Origin of the sequence: Bradyrhizobium betae (assembly GCF_050632175.1) — a bacterium.
In the GTDB taxonomy this organism is placed as follows: Bacteria; Pseudomonadota; Alphaproteobacteria; order Rhizobiales; family Xanthobacteraceae; genus Bradyrhizobium; species Bradyrhizobium betae_B.
Window position 1 is genome coordinate 1338059 of record NZ_CP192576.1, and the last position, 19660, is coordinate 1357718.

General features: G+C 64.1%; 17 protein-coding genes and 2 pseudogenes. 5 read left to right on the forward strand and 14 right to left on the reverse strand.

The features are described 5' to 3' along the window. Positions 1 to 18 precede the first annotated feature (18 nt). From ACQ86E_RS06660 to ACQ86E_RS06670, 3 genes and pseudogenes are all read right to left on the reverse strand, one after another. On the reverse strand, positions 19 to 1425 hold the full coding sequence (locus ACQ86E_RS06660; protein ID WP_431204734.1) for an MATE family efflux transporter: 1407 nt from the start codon (positions 1423 to 1425) through the stop codon (positions 19 to 21). Positions 1426 to 1480: 55 nt separating this feature from the next. Then, positions 1481 to 1981 (reverse strand): annotated as a pseudogene (locus ACQ86E_RS06665) (ATP-binding cassette domain-containing protein); the annotation flags it as partial. Positions 1982 to 2075: 94 nt separating this feature from the next. After that, entirely contained in the window at positions 2076 to 2477 is a 402-nt protein-coding gene (locus ACQ86E_RS06670) for a TIR domain-containing protein (protein WP_431204735.1), read from the reverse strand. Between the two features lie 922 nt (positions 2478 to 3399). Between ACQ86E_RS06670 and ACQ86E_RS06675 the strand changes: the two genes are divergently transcribed. Beyond that, the gene (locus ACQ86E_RS06675) at positions 3400 to 3933 is read left to right on the forward strand and encodes a glycine-rich domain-containing protein (RefSeq protein WP_431204736.1); all 534 of its coding nucleotides are present in this window, start codon (positions 3400 to 3402) and stop codon (positions 3931 to 3933) included. On the opposite strand, the gene ACQ86E_RS06680 is transcribed toward ACQ86E_RS06675, so the two are convergent. Continuing rightward, the gene (locus tag ACQ86E_RS06680) at positions 3930 to 5513 is read right to left on the reverse strand and encodes a DHA2 family efflux MFS transporter permease subunit (RefSeq protein WP_431204737.1); all 1584 of its coding nucleotides are present in this window, start codon (positions 5511 to 5513) and stop codon (positions 3930 to 3932) included. The two genes, ACQ86E_RS06675 and ACQ86E_RS06680, sit on opposite strands and share 4 nt — an antisense overlap. A gap of 31 nt (positions 5514 to 5544) precedes the next feature. Next, positions 5545 to 6864, reverse strand: coding sequence for an HlyD family efflux transporter periplasmic adaptor subunit (locus ACQ86E_RS06685; RefSeq protein WP_431204738.1), 1320 nt, complete (start codon positions 6862 to 6864; stop codon positions 5545 to 5547). A 195-nt stretch (positions 6865 to 7059) separates the two neighbouring features. On the opposite strand from ACQ86E_RS06685, the gene ACQ86E_RS06690 reads away from it, so the two are divergent. Together ACQ86E_RS06690 and ACQ86E_RS06695 are read left to right on the forward strand one after the other, a co-directional pair. Next, complete coding sequence (locus ACQ86E_RS06690) at positions 7060 to 7695, forward strand: TetR/AcrR family transcriptional regulator (protein ID WP_431204739.1); 636 nt, start codon at positions 7060 to 7062, stop codon at positions 7693 to 7695. Between the two features lie 53 nt (positions 7696 to 7748). Then, positions 7749 to 8091, forward strand: a pseudogene (locus ACQ86E_RS06695) (DUF6665 family protein). A gap of 80 nt (positions 8092 to 8171) precedes the next feature. Here the strand turns inward: ACQ86E_RS06695 and ACQ86E_RS06700 are convergent. Continuing rightward, a complete protein-coding gene (locus ACQ86E_RS06700) occupies positions 8172 to 9107 on the reverse strand; it encodes a LysR family transcriptional regulator (RefSeq protein ID WP_431204740.1) in 936 nt (311 codons plus the stop codon). Positions 9108 to 9214: 107 nt separating this feature from the next. Here ACQ86E_RS06700 and ACQ86E_RS06705 point away from each other — a divergent pair, with 107 nt between their 5' ends. Continuing rightward, entirely contained in the window at positions 9215 to 9724 is a 510-nt protein-coding gene (locus tag ACQ86E_RS06705; RefSeq protein WP_431204741.1) for a hypothetical protein, read from the forward strand. Positions 9725 to 9772: 48 nt separating this feature from the next. On the opposite strand, the gene ACQ86E_RS06710 is transcribed toward ACQ86E_RS06705, so the two are convergent. From ACQ86E_RS06710 to ACQ86E_RS06745, 8 genes are all read right to left on the reverse strand, one after another. Then, positions 9773 to 10420 carry a Crp/Fnr family transcriptional regulator gene (locus tag ACQ86E_RS06710; RefSeq protein WP_431204742.1) on the reverse strand — a complete coding sequence of 216 codons (648 nt, stop codon included), beginning with the start codon at positions 10418 to 10420 and terminating at the stop codon, positions 9773 to 9775. A 165-nt stretch (positions 10421 to 10585) separates the two neighbouring features. Then, complete coding sequence (locus tag ACQ86E_RS06715) at positions 10586 to 11878, reverse strand: amidase family protein (RefSeq protein WP_431204743.1); 1293 nt, start codon at positions 11876 to 11878, stop codon at positions 10586 to 10588. Positions 11879 to 12001: 123 nt separating this feature from the next. Then, positions 12002 to 13012 carry an ABC transporter substrate-binding protein gene (locus ACQ86E_RS06720; protein ID WP_431204744.1) on the reverse strand — a complete coding sequence of 337 codons (1011 nt, stop codon included), beginning with the start codon at positions 13010 to 13012 and terminating at the stop codon, positions 12002 to 12004. Positions 13013 to 13034: 22 nt separating this feature from the next. Then, positions 13035 to 13853 (reverse strand): ABC transporter permease, encoded by an 819-nt coding sequence (locus ACQ86E_RS06725; RefSeq protein WP_431204745.1) that lies wholly within the window; start codon positions 13851 to 13853, stop codon positions 13035 to 13037. 17 nt (positions 13854 to 13870) lie between these two features. After that, positions 13871 to 15169, reverse strand: coding sequence for a M20 family metallopeptidase (locus ACQ86E_RS06730; protein ID WP_431204746.1), 1299 nt, complete (start codon positions 15167 to 15169; stop codon positions 13871 to 13873). Positions 15170 to 15400: 231 nt separating this feature from the next. Beyond that, entirely contained in the window at positions 15401 to 15988 is a 588-nt protein-coding gene (locus ACQ86E_RS06735; protein WP_431204747.1) for a histidine phosphatase family protein, read from the reverse strand. Between the two features lies 1 nt (position 15989). Then, on the reverse strand, positions 15990 to 17177 hold the full coding sequence (locus tag ACQ86E_RS06740; RefSeq protein WP_431204748.1) for an extensin family protein: 1188 nt from the start codon (positions 17175 to 17177) through the stop codon (positions 15990 to 15992). Positions 17178 to 17600: 423 nt separating this feature from the next. Then, entirely contained in the window at positions 17601 to 18413 is an 813-nt protein-coding gene (locus ACQ86E_RS06745; RefSeq protein ID WP_431204749.1) for a DUF2147 domain-containing protein, read from the reverse strand. A gap of 196 nt (positions 18414 to 18609) precedes the next feature. Between ACQ86E_RS06745 and ACQ86E_RS06750 the strand changes: the two genes are divergently transcribed. Beyond that, positions 18610 to 19380, forward strand: coding sequence for a DUF2147 domain-containing protein (locus ACQ86E_RS06750; protein ID WP_431204750.1), 771 nt, complete (start codon positions 18610 to 18612; stop codon positions 19378 to 19380). The last annotated feature ends 280 nt before the right edge of the window (positions 19381 to 19660 follow it).

A 19660-nucleotide genomic window follows, 5' to 3' on the forward strand; every position in this document is an offset into this window, starting at 1 on the left:
GGATGAAACAGGCCGCCGTTACGCAGGTTCGCGCTTGAGCGGCGCGACGGGCTCAGACGCGGCCTGTTCCATAACCTTTTCCTGCGGCGGCGACGCAAGGCGCTTGTTGAACTCGCGGCGGAGCAGCCAGACGCTCAGGGCGGCCTGTAGCGTCGTCGTCACGACCGACAAATACCAGACGTGCTCCATCCGGAAGCCCGGCCACGTCGAGAGCCAGATCGACGGCAGGGAATAGGTGAGGACCCGCGTCGCCGAGATCCACAACACGGGCTTGGTATTGCCGAGTCCCTGGAACATGCTGGAGCAGGTGAAGATCAGCCCCTGCGCCACCATGTTGAGCGAGACGATCCGAAGAAAGTGCGACGCGACCGCCATCGTCTCCGGGTCATTCGAGAATCCCGCCAGCAACAGACCGGGCGCGAGCTGCGCGAAGATCATGAGAATGATCATCACGGCGGTGCCGATCAGCACCGCCTTGACGAAGGTCTCGCGCACGCGCGCGCCATTGCCGGCACCGAAATTCTGTCCGGCGATAGGCCCTGCGGCGAGGGCGATGGCGAGCGCCGGCATCTGGATCAGACCGAGCAGACGCGTCCCGATGCCAAATCCCGCCTGCGTCGCCGGACCGAAGACGCTCAGCACGTAATAGCCCACGGCCATGATGATGAAGACCATCACGAACTCGCCGCCGGCGGGCAGGCCGACATTGAGGATCCGCTTCCATTGCCGAAGCTGCGGTCGCCATTGTGCGGGATGGAAGGCGACGTAGCGCTCCAGCCTGAGGAAGTACACCAGCAGCATCAGTACGCCGATGAAGACCGCGATCGAACTTGCGAGGCCTGCTCCGGCAACGCCGAGCGCGTAACCGGTGCCCCAGCCCGAAATCAGCACCGGCGCCAGCGCGATGTTGATCGCCACGGCCACCGCCTGCACCAGCATGCTCGGACGCACGATGCCGGTCGCCCGCAACGCGGACGCCATCACCTGCGAGGCGAATTGCAGCGCCAGCGCCGGCATGAACCAGAGCAGATAGACGGTTCCGGCCTCGACCGTAGCTTCGTCGGCCGCTACCGCGCGCATGTAGGGGCGCGACAGCGCAAAGCCCGCGATCAATGTCAGGAGTCCGAACAGCACCGACAGGACGACCGATTGGTTGAACACCAGATTGGCATCGCCGCGGTCCTTGCGCCCCACGGCATGCGCCATCAGCGCAACCGTGCCGACGCCGAGCACCTGCATCAGCGCGTTGACGAGAAAGCCGGCATTGCCGGCGGCGGCGACGCCTGCGACTGCCGCGTCGCCCAGCCCCGAAACGAAGTACAAATCGACCAGTTGGCAGATCATGATCGAGATCATGCCGGCCATGATCGGCGGCGACATCTGCAGGATGTGGCCCACGATGGAGCCGCGAGTCAGGTCCTTCATCTCATTCCATTTCCGGCGAGATAGCGACGGGACTTTCGTCCCGCCGCCGCGCGCCTCATTCCGCCGCTGCGATGCGTCCGAGCTCCACAACCTGGCGCTCGAACAGGCCGCGATAGATTCCCCCGGCTTGCCCGCGAGCACGGCATGGGTGCCCTGCTCGACGATCTCGCCGCGGTCGAACACCAGGATCCGGTCGAGGCTGCGCACCGTCGACAGCCGGTGCGCGATCACGATCGAGGTGCGGCCCTTCATCAGCCGCTCCATCGCCTGCTGGATCAGCGCTTCCGATTCCAGAATCGAGGCTCGAGGTTGCCTCGTCCAGGATCAGCACCGGCGCGTCCGCCAGGAAGGCGCGCGCCAGCGCGACACGCTGCCGCTCGCCGCCCGACAGCTTCACGCCGCGCTCGCCGACCAAGGTGCCGTAGCCCTTCGGCAGGCGCAGGATGAAGTCGTGCGCGTTTGCCAGCCGCGCCGCCTGCTCGATCGCCTCCAGGCTGGCGCCAGGCCGGCCATAGGCGATGTTCTCGGCGAGCGCGCGGTGGAACAGGATCGGGTTAGAACAACCGGCTAAAAACGTAGGGCAGGGAGACTGAGGCTAGCTGAAATTCAGTCGCCGTCACAGCCAGGCAATGGCTCAGCGCGGAGCGATGTCATCCGCCGATTAGCTTCAGCGGATCGAATTCAATCGAGGCTGCCTTCAGCTCCTTCGCGAGATCTTGTTTCCATGCACCACGAGCATCGTAACTTATGTAAACGACTCCATCGTAATCAGATGGCTTCTCAACATCCCCTGAAACCAACGCAACAACTCGGCCAGCACCCAGCTTTCCAATAAAAAAACCCAACTCAAAAACTACATTCTGTCGCGGGCGCGGCCTAGAAGGACCTCCGTTGGGGCCTCCTTCGTCGTCAGGAGTCATTAATACGATAGCGAAACTAACGTCTTTTGCCTCCTCCTGAAACTTCGTGATTATGGTCCGGCCCCTGCTTGCCGCCTCGTGCAAAATAAAAGCTTCGAGTCCAAGCGACTGAACGAGATCGAGCGACCTCATTCTTCAAAGCAGCATCATGTCCATGGACAATGAAAACGCGGGATCCGCTCATGTTGCCTCCATCTTCATCTAAAATCGTCCAAGTCTGGTGCCCTTGTACACCAGCGCGAGATCGCACCTCGCTGCGCCAGCATCGTGATCGCGGCTCGCGACCTTCGAGAGGCCTCCATCTCATCAATCGTACCGCGTCCATTTCGAAAAAGAAGCTTCGCAGCTTCCGTTGGCACATTCAGATGATATGGCCTGCGCCCGCTACTAACGATCGATCGAATGGCCTCAAGCACTGCAATTTCAGCGGCAATATCCCTATCGTTGTCCATTTCTCAGGCGCTCGACAGCGCTCCCTCCAGCAAAAGGTTGGCAGACAAATTGGCATCCAAAGCTCTTGCAACCAGGGGAAGCAAGAATGTAAAGTCTCAATAAAAGTATACTCAATTAAAAATTGCAAGAGAGAGTGAGAGAGTTGATGGGGTCCTCGCTGCCCAATTTTCTTATGGCTTTTTGGGGTCACCACCGGCGACTAGCAGGAGCGTGGGACGGGTCTTTGCGTCAAGGCCCCAACCGAGAGGTCGAGTTCAAAGTTCTGCTTATGATTGTTGAATGCAACCATCGAAGGCTTGATGGATTGCTTTACTACGAGGGCGTTATCAACGGAAACGATGTCATCTTTCGAGGCGTGGACCAGCTCCGTGCTGGGGCCCACAATCTACTTGATCGCAGTCGCAATACTTGGCGACCAGAGTTTGTTAGGAGATCTCACGAGGTGATGGGAGAGAAGTTCACATATGAACAGCAACCTCCAAAGTATCAGTGGAATTGTGAAATTCGCAACTGGCGCACTGACAGACAGATGGTAGTTCAAATCAAAAACACCTCGGAAATAGACGTTGAAATGTGGCACGGTGAGCTGTTCAGGCGCTGAATGCATGGGGTCAATCATGAAAAGCACGTTCGAAAAAAACTCAGCGCTATGGATCTTGAGCCCATATTGTTCTTGCTGACTTCTCTCGAAGACGGGCCACAATGGACTCTGCAACAAGCTCGTTCGGCGGAACAATGGTACCGCCGATTTCATCGACTGATTCACCAGTACCCCTCTCACGCAATTGTACCTACAAAAGCGATCGACGAGTTTTGGCACCTTCATATTATGGACACCCAAAAATACGCCAACGATTGTCTTTATCTACATGGCCATTTCGTCCACCATTTCCCCTATTTTGGGGTGCGGGGCCCACGCGACAGAGCTGACTTAATCGACACATTCCGGCAAACAATGCAACTCTTCGAGCACGAATACGGCGAATCGCCCGAGCAGATCGAAGCACTGTTTGGACGTGACACGCAGGATGCTTCTGTCATCTGCGGAAAGTGCAAATCCCCGCCAGACGCAACACATTTTGATAAGCGCCCACAGCTGCCGCATGACGTTGAAACATTACTCGACGCAATTTAGTGCGCGTCCCCGCCGCCGGTCAACGAAGCCGGTTTGTTCAGCAGCGTGACCAGCAGGCTGAGGCCGAGATAGAACACCGTCAGCACGAAGAACGCATCGCCGAAGCCCATCACCACGGCCTGGCGGTGCACGATCTGGCTGAGCTGCTTCATCGCCATCAGCGAGGCATCGCCGAGGCCCTGGAACTTCTGCTGCAGCATGGTCAGGGTTTCGGTCGCGGTCGCGTTGCCCCAGGTGACGCGCTCCTGGAGGCGGGTGATGTGCAGATCAGTACGGTCGTTGAGCACGGTGTTGATGACGGCAAGGCCCACGGCGCCGCCGAGGTTGCGCATCAGGTTGAACAGGCCGCTCGCGTTCTTCACCCTGTCCGGCGCCAGCGTGCCGAGCGCGATGTTGTTGGTCGGTACCATCGCGAACATCATGCCGACGCCGCGCAGGATCTGCGGGATCAGCAGCTCGTAGAAATCGTAATCGCGGGTGATCCAGGTCATCTGGTAGGAGCCGATCGCGAACACGATCAGCCCGAACGCGATCATGTAGCGCATGTCGATCTTCACCATGAGGCGGCCGACCAGCGGCGCCACCAGGAACATGGTGATGCCGGAGACGAACATGGTCTCGCCGATCATCAGCGCGCTGTAGCCGCGCACCTCGGCGAGGTAGCGCGGATAGATGTAGGTCAGGCCGTAGAGACCGATGCCGATGCAGAACTGCAGCACGCAGCCGATGGCGAAATTGCGGTTGGAGAAGGTGCGCAGATTGACGATCGGCTCGGCCGCCGTAAACACGCGCCAGAAGAAGGCGATCGCCGAGATGGCGCAGATCCAGGCGCAGATCGCGACGGACGTGTCCTGCATCCATTCATGGAGCGGACCTTCCTCCAGCACATATTCCAGCGTGCCGAGGAAGCCGGCCATGAACGTCAGGCCCCACCAGTCGAAGCGGTCGAGCAATTCGAAATGCGGCTCGTCGAAATCGACCAGCGCCAGCACGCCGATGGTGATGCCGATGCCGGGCACGATGTTGATGAAGAACAGCCAGTTCCACGACATCAGGTCGGTGATGTAGCCGCCGACCGTCGGCCCGATCGTGGGAGCCAAGGTCGCGACAAGCCCGATGATGGGACCGACGATGTGGAATTTGGAGCGCGGGAACACGGTATAGGCCGAGGCGAACACCGTCGGGATCATGCCGGCCCCCAGGAATCCCTGCAGCGCGCGCCAGAGGATCATCTCCTCGATGGTGGTGGCAAAGCCGCAAAGCAGGCTCGATACCGTGAAGCCGGCCGCCGAGATCGCGAACAACAACCGCGTGCCGAAAGCGCGCGACAGGAATCCCGACAGCGGGATCGCGATGACTTCGGCGATCAGATAGGCGGTCTGGACCCAGGCCACTTCGCTGGAGCTTGCCGACAGTCCGGCCTGGATTTCACTGAGGGAAGCCGAGACGATCTGGATGTCCAGGATCGACATGAACATCCCGAACACCATGATGATGAAAGCGAACAGCCGTTTCGGCGCAATGCGCTCCGAAGCGGGGTTGGCCATCATGTCGGGTGAGGCGGTGGTGGCGGTCGCCATGGTCTGACCTCGCGGCGGCTCGAGAGCGCGCTTACTGCGGATGGACCATGGTGGGATCGTCGAGATCGATCTCGCTGTCGGCGTCGGCCGCGCCCTTGTTGGTGTCGACCGTCGCATAGACGGACATGCCGGCACGCAGCAGGTTTTGCTTCGCCACCGACTTCGGCACGCGGATGCGGACCGGCACGCGCTGCACGATCTTGGTGAAGTTGCCGGTGGCGTTGTCGGGCGGCAGCAGCGTGAACACCGAGCCCGAGCCGGCCGCGATGCTGTCGACGACGCCGGAGAACTTGCGCATGCCGTAGGCATCGACCTTGATCGTCACGGGCTGACCGGGACGGATGCGCTTGAGCTGCGTTTCCTTGAAATTGGCGTCGATATAGACGTTGTCGAGCGGCACGACATTGCCGAGACGCTGCCCGACCGCGACGAAGTCGCCGGCACTGACGAGGCGGTTGGAGAAGACGCCGTCGACCGGCGCGCGCACGGCGGTAAAGGCAAGATCGCGCTCGGCCTTGGCGAGCGAGGTCTTGAGCTCGGCGAGCTGCGCCTGCGCTTCGGCCTGCTGTGCCTTGGCGACGTCGACATTGCTGACGGCGACATCATAGGCGGCCTGCGCGGCCTTGACCGCGGCAGCGCCCTGGTCGCGTCCGGCTTCCGAGGTTTCGAACACCGCCCGCGAGGCAAAGCCCTTGCTGTTCAGCGCCTGCTGGCGCTCATAATCGAGGTCTGCGCGCTTGAGGCCCGCCTCAGCCGAGACGAGCTGCGCCTTGGCCTGCGCGACCTGGCTGTCGAGCGCGGCGACCTGTCGGCCGATGCGATCGATGGTGGCCTGCTGGGTCGCGATCTTCGTCGTGGCGGCATCGACGGCGATCTTGTAGTCGCCGTCGTCGATGCGCAGGACGATGTCGCCCGCGCGCACCGACGTGTTGTCGCCGGCGAGGATCGAGGAGATGTGGCCGGCGACGCGCGCGCCGAGCATGGTGTTGTTGGCGCGGACATAGGCGTCGTCGGTCGAGACATAAAAGCGGCCGACCAGCGTGTAATAGCCGGCATAGCCGGCTGCCGCGAGCGCCAGCACGAGACCGATGCCCATCATGACGAACTTGCGCTTGCCGGACTTGCCGGCGGCAGGCGCGCCGGGCGCGGCTGCATCGGGGGCCGGCTTGTCGGTCACGGGCTTCTCCGGCGCCTCGCCGCGGCGCTTGGCTTCCTCGGCCACATGAGAGCGCAACTGCTCGGCAAGGGCGGCAGATTTTCCGGTTGTCACGTCACCGCCCGCCTGCTCCGGCGTCGTTTCCACCGCTTCCTGGCGAACAACGCGCGCAGCCTGGTCTCTCGATACGGCCATAAGGCCTCCCCAAAAAAAGCGCGATCAAGGACGGCCGTCATGCGGCCGGTCTCCCTCTCGCCTATCCCAAATACCATTGACCGAACGGTTCGGTCAATATAGATAATATGCCCGAACAGACCGTACTGGCCCGAATCCTATATTTGGGTTTCATGGTTTGGGCCCGATCCAGAAACCTTCCGAGACGCTGAACCAATGGTTGTAGCCGGCCGCGAACATCTGCACGTCCTCCAGGAGGAGGACAGCTCCAAGCGCCGCCAGATCCTGGACGGGGCGCGCAAAGTGTTCATGGATCTCGGTTTTGACGGCGCCAGCATGGGCGAGATCGCGCGCGCGGCCGCCGTCTCCAAGGGCACGCTCTACGTCTACTTCGCCGACAAATGTGCGCTGTTCGAAGCCATTCTCGAGGAGGAGGCGCTCCAGTATGGTCAGGTCGCTTTCAACTTCGACCCCGACCGCGACGTCGAGACCACGCTGAGGGAATTCGGGCTGGCGTATAACCGCCTACTCTGCCGGCCCGGCGGCGGATCGGCAATCCGCACCGTCATGGCGATCGCCGAGCGCATGCCCGACGTCGGCCGCCGTTATTATGGGCGCGTGCTGGACAAGACCATCAACCGTCTGTCCGACTATCTCAAAGCTCACGTCGCTTCCGGCGATCTCAAGATCCCCGATTGCGATCTGGCCGCCTCGCAGTTCATGGAACTGTGCAAGGCCTCGCTCTTCCTGCCCTTCGTGTTCCAGGCCGCACCCGCGCCGTCGGAAGAGCGCATGACCGAGGTGGTGGACAGCGCGGCGCGGATGTTTCTGGCCGCGTACCGGGCGAAGTAACAGCAAGCGGGCCAGGCGTTGCAGGCCATTCGGGCGGCGCTATATTTGGGCTCATGTCCCGTGATCTTCGCCCGCCCGTCGATATCCTCCACTACGAGATCGTTCAGGAACAGGCCTCAGCGCTTGGACGGATGGGCCGCACGGCTCGAGCAGGCGCTGACGCGCTTGCGCGAGTTCGACGCCGCCCATGCGCTCCCGGAGGTGCCGGCCTCGCTGCAGGCGGTGAGGCGCAAGCTGGTGACGGACGCCGGCCAAGCGCTCTGGATGTTCGTGGTGCAACGGGAGTCATCCGGTCTGCGCGACAGCCGCCACATCATGCGGACCTACAACGTCCCGGCCGAAGTGCAGCACTGCATGGGGCTGGTCCCCGCACCGTCGAAGCCGACGTCGACATGACTTTCCGCAGCAGCCCGCGCTAGTCCCCAGGATCTGGGCCCAAATGTCTTGGCGCCTGAATTTCGGTGACGACCGATGCTTCACACTGCCTTGTCGCTGAACGGGGCGGCAAGCGTGGTGAGGAAGGACATGACGCGCTGTGTGCGCAGAGGCGGACGGCGGTCGGAGGTGCGCAGCATCCATAGGGGTTCTCCAGACGCACGCCAGGGCGCTAACACTTCGACCAGCCTGCCGCTGCGAAGGTCTTCGTCGACGAGCCACGCCGGTCCCCAGCCGACCCCAAACCCATTTACGATCAAAGCAAGCGAAGCGTGCGCATCGTCGCAAATGTGTTTCGGCTTGGGCGTGACGCGAATGGGTGCCTTGCCGCGCGGGTCAGCGAAGCGCCAGGTCAGGATCTGACCGTTCGCGGGATTCCGGAATCCGACGTGGTCGTGCCCGGAAAGCTCGTATGGAGTCGCCGGCGCGCCACGCCCCTTCAGATAGACAGGCGAGGCGCAAGCGATCCAGGAGAACGTGCAAAGCCGCCGCACCTGATGGCCCGGCACGCGGTCGAGGGGCCCTGAGCGGATCGCGACGTCGACGCCTTCCGCCGCGAGATCGAGAATCTCGTTACGGAATTTGACCTCGATCTCGATTTCCGGCCGTTCCCGCAGGAAGGCGGGCAGTCGCGGCAGGATGCAGGCGCGCGCGAACGAGGCGGGGGCGGTCACGCGCACCCGTCCACCATCATCGCGCGCGACTTCGCCAAGCGCGGATTGGACATGGGCGAGACTTTCGACCAACGCGCGTCCCGCCGCCATCAGCCTGTCGCCCTCTTCGGTCAGCGCCAACGAATGGGTGGAGCGGTGCAAAAGCCGCAACCCGCGAGCCTTTTCGAAGCGGGCGACCGCCTTGGACATCGCCGAGGTGGTCGTCCCCGCGCGCCGCGCGGCTTCGGCGAACGAGCCCGCCTCGACGACGCGGACGAAGGCGAGGAGACGCGAGAGGTCGGGAGGCAAAGTCGTTGTGGACATACAGTCCACATAGTCATGGCTACACGGTCACTACAAGAGCCACTCCCGAACGGCTAGACGGGGAGCGTCAGCGCGCAGTCTGCGGCGCTGGAAACGCGGGAAGTCCCATGAACCCCATCGAAATCACCCTGCAAGCCCTCGACGCCGCCGAGCGCGCGATTCCACCCGGCCAGCCGGTCTATATGCTCAATCTGCTGCGCTATCGCGCCGATGCGCGTTACGAGGACGGATTCGACGCCGCGCCCTGCTCGGGCCGCGAAGCCTTTCACGAACGCTATCGGCCGGCATTCCGGAGTCTCGCGGCCGGCAAACCGCTCGCGCCGATATTTTCCGGGTCGGTCCTAACGAGCCTCGTCGGCTCGCCGGGCGAACGCTGGGACGAAGCGGCGATCAATGAATACGGCGATTTTGCCACCTTCCGCTCGATCGTCGACACCGAGACTTACCGGCGCGAAGTTGCCCCGCATCGGCACGCTGCGGCTCGAGGATTTCCGGCTGTTCGCACTCGCCAAGGCGATGTGAACGCAGCCGAGCCGACTCGCCGTGCTCGCGGAGAGAGTCTTTCCGTTGATGAGCGCGGCCCATCGCGCCTGTTGCGGCATCCAACACGTCGCTGAGCGAGACGCCGACATAGCAGCATGCGCTGGCATGTTTTGCCGCGCTCGCTAGTCCGCCACCTGCTTCCTCAACGCCGCGAGATCCTTGACCACCATCTTGGTCGCGCCGGTCGCGATGATGCCGTCGTCCTGGAGACGGTTGAGGATCAGGCTGATCGACTGCCGCGTCGCGCCGATCATGCGCGCGAGATTGGCCTGCGTGATGCGGCCGAGCGAGATCGGGCCATTCTCGTCCTGCGCCGCGTTCTCGCACAGTTTCACCAGCAGCAGCACCAGACGTTCCGCGGCCTTCTGCCCCGCCAGCGTCTGCGCCAGCATCGAATAGGTCTCGCCCTTGAAGCCGAGGCACTCGATCAGCGCAACCGCGAACGACGGGGACTGGGCGACCAGCCGGCGAACCGCATCCTGGTCGAGATGCAGCGCCTCGACCCTGCCGAGCGCGCGCGCCGACCAGCTATGGCGGTGATCGCCGAGAATATAGGGCGCGCCAACGAAATCGCCGGCCTCCCAGGTCGCCAGCATCAGTTCGCGGCCCTGCGTGCCGGCATGGGTGCTTTCGACGATCCCGCTCAGAATGACGTGGATGCCATTCGCGGGCTCGCCTTCCCGCAACAGGTATTCGCGGTTCGGATAGGTCGCCAACCTGCCAGTCCGCATCACCAGGTCGAGATCGGGCTTGTCCAACGTCTTCAGCACGTAACGACCGGTCCCGGCCCTTTGCACCTCCGCGCAAGGCTCACCAGAAGGCTGACCTGGATCAGCCACCTCATGCACATGACTGCGCCCCACGATCGATATCCCTCCGAGAGACCGCTCGAAGGCTAGGAGGTCTCCGGTCGGATTGCAACGCGGCGCGAATGCTCAAGGTTTGGCCGCCGCCCCCATGAATGTGCGAGCGAGGTCGGTGAGCAGGCGCTCTCGCCCGGCCGGCGCCAGAAACGTGACGCCATAGGGCACGCCGGCCCCGGTCACCGCATTCGGCACCGCGATGGCGGCAAGCCCGAGCGGATTGGCAAAGTTGGTGTAATAGCCGTTGTTGAAATTGGCCGTCAGCGGATCGCGCGCAACGTCCGCGATGCTGAGGATGGTGCCGACCGTCGGAACGACCAGCGCGTCGTGCGCCTCCCAGAACGCGCGAAGCGAACGCTGGACGCCCTTGACCTCATAGAGGGCGCGGTAGGCATCGGCGGCCGTAAACTTCCGGCTGCCAATGACGAGATCGCGCACGATCCTGACGCCGGCATCGGGATTGGCAACGAGGAACGCACCGACCGAGACATCCCGCTCGGCCAGGAACGGCCCGAAGAACATCAGATCGTTGATCGAGGTGAACGGCGAGAAATCGACCGGAGCGACCGGCAGATCGAGCTGACGCAGCCTGTGAAGCGCATCGCCGAACAGCCCTTCCGTCTCGGCGTTGCCGAAGAACTTGAGCTGATCGAGGCGCGGCGTTGCGATCTTCAGCGGCCGCGCCGGCGAAGCCTGCTGCGTCCAGCCGGCAAAATCGATTGGCGAAAAGCCGTCAGCGGGATCGTGCCTCGCCAGCACGCGATAGACGTCGTAGGCATCGTCCGGCTGCTGCGTGTAGAGCGAGATGGTATCGAAGCTCCGGCAGGCATAGACCATGCCGCGCTGGCTGAAGGCGCCGGGCGCGGGCTTGAAGCCGGTAACGCCGCAATAGGACGCCGGCACCCTGCCCGATCCGCCGGTGTCGGTGCCGAACGCAAAGGACGACGTCCCGGTCGCGACCGACACCGCCGCGCCTGAGCTGGAGCCGCCGGGAATGTAATCAGGGTTGTGCGGGTTGCGCGCGATGCCGTAGGGCGAGCGCACACCGACGAGGCCGGTCGCGAACTGGTCCATGTTGGTCTTGCCGACATAGATCGCGCCGGCGGCGATGGCGTCGGCCACCACCGGACTCGTAGCCTTCGCGACGTAGGCAAATTCCGGACAGGCCGACGTGGTCTGCTCGCCCGCGACGTCGATGCAATCCTTGACCGAGAACACGAGGCCATAGAGCGGCAGCGCCTCGATCTCGCCGACACGCGCGTCGAGTGCGCGCGCGGCGGCCACGACGCTCTCGGGTTTCGCCGTGGAGATCCAGACGCCGCTCTGGTCGGCGGCGTTCAGGCGCGACAGCACGTGCGCAGCCACGTCCGATGGCTTGAGCACGCCGCTGCGGTAGGCGGCACGGAGGTGCCGGGGGAGATATCCATGTCGGTCACGTGCTTGCAGGAACGGGAGGTGCCGGCGAGGCGAGCCCGCCGGCACCCGGCCTCAACGGCCGACCACTTTCTCCAGATAGACAGGCTGGATGAAGGCTTCGAAGTCGGCGCGCGGCAACAGCTTCGGCAACCGCTCCTGCTTCACCAGGAAGTCGGCGGTCGAGACCAGCGTATCGACGAACTTGCCCTTCTTCGCGGATGTGCCGAGATAGTCCTCCGTAAGCTGCTTGCTGCAGGGGACCATGCCGGTGCCCTTCATCATCCGTGTCGCGTCGGCAAGAGGAAGCGACAGCTCCTCCGCGATGATCTCGGCCGTCTTCTCCGGGTTCTTCAGCCAGAAATCGATGCCCTCGCACTCGGCCTTGATGAACTTCTCGACATACGACGGATATTTCTCCGCGAACGCGTTCATGACGACGCCGATGTCCCAGGTCGGATAGCCGCGCTTGGTCATCTCACCCGAGGTGATGAGGATCTTGCCGCCGTTCTTGACGGCCTTGTCGAGGTTAGGCTCCCAGAACCAGGCGGCATCGATGTCGCCGCGAAGCCATGCCGCCGCGATGTCCGACGGCGCGAGGTCCAGAATCTTCATCGAGGCGGGATCGACGCCCTCGTCCTTCAGGGCCTGGAGCAGCAGATAATGTGTCGTCGATCCGAACGGGGCGGCGACCGTCTTGCCCTTGAGGTCCTTGAGAGACGTTATGTTCTTGTCGGTACGGACCACCAATGACTCGACGTAGTCGAGCAGGTTGATCACCAGAATGCCCTTGATCGGCAGCGCCCGGGTGGCGCCGATCGCGGTCGGCGGATTGCCGAGGCCGCCGAAGTCGACGTCGTTGCCGGCGATCGCCCGCAGCATGTCGCCGCCGCCGCCGACCTTGACGTATTTGATGTCGACGCCCGGCATCTCCTTGGCAAGCAGGCCGAGGTGTTTTGTCACGAGCTGCGCGTTCACCAGGTTCAGATAGCCGACGGTCACCTTCGCCGGCTTGTCCTCGGCACGCGCCATTGCCGTGAGCGCAAACGTGGAAACAACAAGGGTCGCAATCAATCTCTTCATCATATCGGTCTCTCCTCGGTCGGGATCAGGTTCGGGCCCACGGCATCAGAAGTCTTGCGATGCCGCGCATCATGAGGTCGAGCACGACGCCGGTGAGGCCGAGCACGATCAGGCCCATGATGACGACGTCGGACAGCAGGAATTTTGCGGCGTCCCAGATCATCCAGCCGATGCCGGCGGAGGCTGCGACGATCTCGGCGGCGACGAGAACGGTGTAGGTGAAGCCGAGCGAGATGCGCATGCCGGCGAGGATCAAGGGTCCCGCCGCGGGCAGATAGACATGGAACAGCAGATGGCGCCTGTTTGCACCGAGCGACTGCGCGGCGCGCACATAGACGGGATCGACGCTGGTGACGGCCTGGATCGTCGAGATCACGATACCCGGCAGGCCGGCGAGGAACAGCAGCGACAGTTTCGAGCTCTCGCCGATCCCGAGCCACATCACCAGCAGCGTGTAGAGCCCGAGCGGCGGCAGCGGCCGGTAGAACTCGATCAGCGGATTGAGCAGCGCGCGCGCGTTGCGCGACACGCCCATGAGAACGCCGAGCGGTATGCCGACGAGACAGGCCAGCGCGAACGCGGTGAGGATGCGATAGAGGCTGGCACCGAGATGCTGGAACAGCGTCGCGCCCTGATATCCCCTGGTCATGGTCTTGATGAACGCGGCCCACACCGCCTGCGGCTTCGGCAGGAACAGCTCGTTGGCCCAGCCCATCTCCGTCACGATGGCCCATGCCGCCAGCAGCATGGCGACGGTGAGCGTCGACAGCAGCACCGATCGCGAGACTTTTGGCAGCCGCAGGCTGCCCCGTCGCGTGCGATCTGCTGGGAGCGGAAGGGCCATGGGACTCGCCTCGGCGCTCATGCGCGCACACCCAGAATCTGCATGATGGTCAACGCGTAGATCCGCGTCGCCATCACCGACTTGGTGATCGAGATGTTCTCGTTGTCGACCGCCCATCCGTCCTCGCCGGGACCAAAGGTCACGGCGTTGATGCCGGCCTCACGAAAACGGATGGTGTCGTTGAAGGCGTTCTTGCGGTTGACGCCGGGCTCGCGGCCCATCATGCGCTTGTAGACGGCGCGCAGGGAGCGGCACGGCTCTTCCTCGACCGGCACCGGCTCGGTCGCGTTGACGAACAGCGAGCCGGGCACCTGGCGCACCCCGACCTTGACGTCGTTGACGCCCGCGAACGTCTCCTGCCCGAGCCGCTCGATGTCGAAGATCACGCTTGCCAGCGTCATGCCCGGGACGATGCCGACCACCGCGAGCGTGATGGTGCAGGCATCGGGCGAGAACTGCATCTCGCCGGGCAGGCCGCCGCGGATGCGCACCACCGAGCAGCAGGGCGGCGTATGCCCCATGAACGTGCTCGGCACGTGCGTGAACGCCATCTCCTTCAGCTTCGGCAGCAGCTTGGCCGCCTCCATGATGGCGTTGACGCTGATGTCGGGACGCCAGATATGCGACTTGATGCCCTCGACCGTGACCTCGACCAGGCAGTGTCCGGAATTGGCCACCGAGAGGTTCATGCCCCAGTCCTTGCCGACATCGCCCCACGCGGTCGGCTCGGCGGTGATCTCGTAGTCGGCGGTGAGGCCGACCTTGTTCAGCATGTAGATCGAGCCCTCGGTGCCGTTGCGCTCCTCGTCGACGGTGTAGCAGCACATCAGGGTGCCATCGAATGTCACGCCCTCTTCGACCAGCGCCTGCACCGCGAGCAGCGACGCCGCGAGATTGCCGCGCGTGTCGGAGGTGCCGCGCGCGTAGAGCAGGTCGCCGTGGCGCGTCGCCTTGAACGGATCGAAATCCGTCATGTGCCACTTGTGGGGCTCGACGGCCGGATAGGTGTCGAGATGATCGTTGAGGATCAACGACGGCGCGCCCTCCCGCCCTTTCAAGACGCCGAGCACGTTCGGCCGGTGCGGCTGCGCGCTGTGTTTTGTCACGTCCATGCCGAGAGCTTCGAGCTTGCCCGCGACCAGCATGGAGATGGCCTCCTCCTCGGCCGGCGGCAGATCGGGATCGAGCGGGTTGCCGGAGCGCGGCTGTCCGGTGCGGATCAGCTCCGATGCCAGCTCGAGCCAGCGTTCCTCCGTGATGCGCGACAGCACGCGCTGCTCGAGATCGGAGGTAGGCGGGGTGACGGACATCTGCATGACGGGTTCCGATGGCTCACAGCGCCGGCCGCGCCGCTTCGTTGCAGCAGTCTCATTGCAGCGACTGTGCCAACCGCCGACGAGCCCCGTCAGGTTACGATTAGTGGCGACAACTCAATGACTTGGAGGAAAATCCCGGCTGCGCAAATTTTTGCGCGCAAGATTTGCATTGCCGAAGACGCAGCGCTCGCTGCCCGCAGCCGCCCTCGCAATCGCGGGCCATCCGTCACATCAGGATGCGATCTCTTCCATTCTGCACCACGCGTGCAGGATGCTCCTGTTCCGCCTTGCAAGCGCAAAGCAATGACCGCCTCCAGCCGGCTGATCGTAAACTCGGTCGATCGGATGCCCGGCGTAGTGGCAAAACAGCAGCGTGCCGACGGCACCGTGGCCGACGAAGAGAACATCGCCGGCACGATCGCGCGCCAGCACCGCCTCGGCCTCGCGCACGATGCGCGCCTGTGCATCGACGGCGCGCTCCCAGCCGCGGACGCTCAGATGCGGTTCTGCGAAGAACCGGTCGGCGACGTCCTCGAACTCGGCCGGCTTCAGGAAGCCGGTCGCCGAACGGTCGTTCTCATGCATGGCCTCGCGGATTTCGATCATGATCCCGAGTGGGGCTGCAATGATCCCGGCGGTCTCCACCGCCTTGCGCTCGCCGCTGGAGATGATCTGCGTGGTGTTCGCAAGCCAGTCCGCCTGCGCCACCGTCTCGGTTCGCGCGCGTCCGACCGGGCTCAGGCCCCATTGCGGCACAGGCACATCGGGGTCGATCTGCACCTGCGGGTGGGTGAGATAGCGGACGATGTCGGCCGTCATCTCATTCGTCCGCGTATTCGTCTTCCTCGCGCTTCTGCGCGGCGCTCTTGCGGCCAAGCGAACCGGTCACTGACGGCTCGCGTGCATTCGCGTACGGCCTACGCGACTGCGCACGCGAAGCGACCTCTTCGCCGGAGACGGCCGCGGGCTGGCAGATCAGGCGGCGGCTGGCGCGGCGCATCAGGTCCACATGAATGTGATCGTAGTGATAGACGTTGGAGCCCGGCGCCAGCACCGTAGTGAAATGCGCGCACGCGCCCGACTGCACGTCACGCAGGAAGCCCTGCTCTTCCGGCACGCCGCGCCAGCCATCCTTCACGGTGACGCGGCGGCCGTCCGCGAGCACGAAGGCCGCGATGTCGAGCGCGTTGCCGAAGGCATGCTCGGAGATATGGGCGTGCGAGTTGCCGTTCATGCCGCGGCATGAGTAGGCGGAGATCTGCTTGATCTCGGCGACGCGGACGCCGAACCAGCGCATCGCCGAGGGCTGCACGGTGTCGGCGAGCCAGCGGTCGAGCTCGGACACGATCGGACAGGCCAGCGTCGCGGTCGGCTTGATCGCCACCGGGCCGACGGCGGTGACGGGATTGCCCTGTGCGGGGCCGAGACGCGGCAACGGCTGCTGCGCAGGCGCCTGCGAGTACGGCGCCGGCCGCGCCGGATAGCTCGGCGCGTTCATGTAGCGCGCAGCGCCCGCGGCATCGGTGCCCTCGGGCGGCAGGTCGATCTCGTCTTCCTGCGGCGCCACCCCGGGTGCGTTCAGCGACACCGGGCCCGATGGCGCGCCATAGCCGGAGGGCTGGCGCACGGCGCTCTCGGGATAGCTCGAGCGTTGCGGATAATTCTGGCTCTGTGGATAATTCGAGCGCGGCTGCGTCACCGGCCAGCGCGGCTGGTTGCCGACGCTCCCCGGCGGACGCAATTCTTCATCGGCAAAGCCGTAGCTGCTGGAGCCTTCACCGAGGGCCGCAACCTTCAGCGGATACTCGGCGCCGCACATGCCGGGTCCGGAGATCGGCTCGATGCGGACGATGTCAGGGCTTTCCTTCACCGCGCCGGACTTCAGGCAAGCGGCTTCGGCCTCGGCCCGCCACGGTTCGCGCTCGGCCTGGAAAAAGCCGCGTCCGCAACCCGCAAGCGAAACAAGGACGATGGAGCCGACGAGATACAAACGAACTCCGCGCGTCATGCACGCACGTTGGGTGAATTTACTTAAAGACTCTTCAACATGTTGATTTCAGTGTTCTTTAACCATACCCGCCCGCGCACGCTCGAACCCCACGGCACCGAGCGACAGCAAGACTGACTTTTTCAGACAGAGACTCTCTGTTAACCATGAAGCTCGCGCGCAAAGCGGTGCGCGTGGCGGGGGAGACCCCAGGAGCAACGTCATGACGTTCACCGGAAGACTGAGCGTTGTCACCGCGTACCTCGCCATGGCTTTTGTCGGCGCCATCGTGCTCGGCATGATCTAGCAACGACGATCGACCATTATCGTAGGGTGGGCAAAGCGAAGCGTGCCCACCGCCTCTATCGCAGAGTTCGTCGATGGTGGGCACGGCGCAAGTGCGCCTTTGCCCACCCTACGATTCCGGACTCTCGGAGAGAGTATCTACGACCGCGCGCCACTCCATTGCCGCGCCGTCGTCATCACCTGCTCCCGCGGCTCCTCGACCCGCGTCCAGTCGTTGCCGGCGCACCAGAACCGGCCGATCGCACAGGCTTCGACACGGAGTTTGCCGGAGGCCGTCAACGTCATCCTGCCGTAATAGGTGCTGCCGCTGGAGCGGCTGTAGATGCTGCCGGTCCAGACGTCGTGCGTCTTCGGCTTCATGTTGACGAGCACGCTCTCGCCCCGGCTCAACGCTTCGGTGAGCACGAAGCCGCACAGTGCCGGTCCGCAGCGTTCGATACGAACCGTACCCTTGGCACCGGTGCTCTCCCATTCGCCGAGCGGTGAATAGACCGGCTCATCATCGCCGCGCTGTGCGATCGTCGTGCCCTGCTTGATCTCGGGTTGTGGGGCAACGACCGGCGGCTCCAGACGCGGCGGGACGAGAGTAACACCGTTCGGCGCTTCGAGTTTTGGCACCGGGGGAGACACGACGGGCTGCGAAGTCGTGGCGGCAAGGACGGGTGCGGGCGGCGCCGGTGGCGGAACCACAGCCGCTGGCGCCGGCCTGATCGGCGCGATCGGCTGCGGCGCCTGCACGACCGGCGCAGGCGCCGGTGCCGTGCCGGCATCTTCCGTCGTCCGCAGGCTGCGGCCGGAGATCGAAACACAGGAACTGGACCGGCAATTGCGGGACGCCTCGACATGGAACCGGTGGCCGCCGATCGAGAAGGCGTAGGAACCGGCCTGCGCCGCGGGCACACTCGCCGTCAGTGCGATCACCATGCCAAGCGAAGTCACAAGCCGCGTCATCGACCCCTCCCCTCTGTGTCGCGACGAGATTACGCGGGATGCATGGCGGCCGAATGTGCGCTGCCTCACCCAGGGACGACAGCCTCTCGTGACGTCCATCACGGAAGGCGCGGCCGGTCGGGCGTAGGGTCGAACCACGCTTCATCCACCGGCGACACCAGTCCATATCGGGCCCACGCCATTTTCGGAGGTTGTCATGAACAAGCTCACCATCGCCGCCACCGCGCTCTTCCTCGCTTCGACCGCCGCGGCCCATGCCGGCAATACGATCTCGTTCCAGATCGAGGGCCAGCACATCCGCATCGAGACGCCGCGCAACTGCGCTTCGCTCAATTGCGTCACCATCGTCGCGCCGGGCCTGTCCGACAAGCCGATCAAGCTGAACAACATCAACCTCAAGGGCCTCGGCGGCGCCAAGGACGACGACATCGACAACACGCCGGCTCCGGCGACCACGACCGCGCAGCCCGCGCCGGCTCCGGTGCAGCAGCAGCCGGTGCAGCAGGCCCCGGTGCAGGCGGCCGCGCCGGCCGCCCCTGCGGTTGCTCCCGTTGCCCCGGCGGCGACGGTTGCCGCCGCTCCGTCCGTTGACGCGACGACACAGCCTGCGCCCGTTGCCGCGCCCGCTCCCATCGCGGTTGCTCCCGCGCCGGCTCCGGTTGCCGCCGCGCCCGTGGTGGTTGCCAACACGCCGGTCGGCATCTGGGCGACCGAAGAGAACAAGGGCAATGTCCGTGTCGAACAGTGCGGCGCCAATCTCTGCGGTTACGCCGTGAAGAGCAACGAGCGCATCCTGATCAACATGAAGCCCGACGGCTCGAAGTGGAGCGGCCGCATCCACGATCCCGACTCCGGCCGCAACTACGACTCGACCATCGCGATGAAGGGCCCGAATGCGATGCGCGTGCAGGGCTGCGCCTTCGGCGGCATGTTCTGCGGCGGCCAGACCTGGAAGCGCGTGAGCTGACGGCGAAGAACCATGGTGCGCATCGCGCACCTGGGGATATCTCCCCACATACAAGATCCCCGCGTGATGCCCGGGCCTGTCCCGGGCATCTACGTTCTTGATACCGCAAGGCAAAGCGTGGATGGCCGGGACAAGCCCGGCCATGACGATCTGGATATCCCTGGCGCAAAGCCAGCACCGCGCGGCGTTTGAACGTTCACCCCTCCCGTGCGATAGATGTTCATCCGCCATTCAGCTCATCCTCGCTGATATCGGCTGATCTCGCCTCACGTTCTCACCG

What these genes read in the sequence shown, in the direction of transcription:
- ACQ86E_RS06660 (WP_431204734.1), bottom strand. Translation starts at nt 1,425, where the DNA reads ATGAAGGACCTGACTCGCGGCTCCATCGTGGGCCACATCCTGCAGATG.
- ACQ86E_RS06670 (WP_431204735.1), bottom strand. Translation starts at nt 2,477, where the DNA reads ATGAGGTCGCTCGATCTCGTTCAGTCGCTTGGACTCGAAGCTTTTATT.
- ACQ86E_RS06675 (WP_431204736.1), top strand. Translation starts at nt 3,400, where the DNA reads ATGCATGGGGTCAATCATGAAAAGCACGTTCGAAAAAAACTCAGCGCT.
- ACQ86E_RS06680 (WP_431204737.1), bottom strand. Translation starts at nt 5,513, where the DNA reads ATGGCGACCGCCACCACCGCCTCACCCGACATGATGGCCAACCCCGCT.
- ACQ86E_RS06685 (WP_431204738.1), bottom strand. Translation starts at nt 6,864, where the DNA reads ATGGCCGTATCGAGAGACCAGGCTGCGCGCGTTGTTCGCCAGGAAGCG.
- ACQ86E_RS06690 (WP_431204739.1), top strand. Translation starts at nt 7,060, where the DNA reads ATGGTTGTAGCCGGCCGCGAACATCTGCACGTCCTCCAGGAGGAGGAC.
- ACQ86E_RS06700 (WP_431204740.1), bottom strand. Translation starts at nt 9,107, where the DNA reads ATGTCCACAACGACTTTGCCTCCCGACCTCTCGCGTCTCCTCGCCTTC.
- ACQ86E_RS06705 (WP_431204741.1), top strand. Translation starts at nt 9,215, where the DNA reads ATGAACCCCATCGAAATCACCCTGCAAGCCCTCGACGCCGCCGAGCGC.
- ACQ86E_RS06720 (WP_431204744.1), bottom strand. Translation starts at nt 13,012, where the DNA reads ATGATGAAGAGATTGATTGCGACCCTTGTTGTTTCCACGTTTGCGCTC.
- ACQ86E_RS06725 (WP_431204745.1), bottom strand. Translation starts at nt 13,853, where the DNA reads ATGGCCCTTCCGCTCCCAGCAGATCGCACGCGACGGGGCAGCCTGCGG.
- ACQ86E_RS06730 (WP_431204746.1), bottom strand. Translation starts at nt 15,169, where the DNA reads ATGCAGATGTCCGTCACCCCGCCTACCTCCGATCTCGAGCAGCGCGTG.
- ACQ86E_RS06735 (WP_431204747.1), bottom strand. Translation starts at nt 15,988, where the DNA reads ATGACGGCCGACATCGTCCGCTATCTCACCCACCCGCAGGTGCAGATC.
- ACQ86E_RS06740 (WP_431204748.1), bottom strand. Translation starts at nt 17,177, where the DNA reads ATGACGCGCGGAGTTCGTTTGTATCTCGTCGGCTCCATCGTCCTTGTT.
- ACQ86E_RS06745 (WP_431204749.1), bottom strand. Translation starts at nt 18,413, where the DNA reads ATGACGCGGCTTGTGACTTCGCTTGGCATGGTGATCGCACTGACGGCG.
- ACQ86E_RS06750 (WP_431204750.1), top strand. Translation starts at nt 18,610, where the DNA reads ATGAACAAGCTCACCATCGCCGCCACCGCGCTCTTCCTCGCTTCGACC.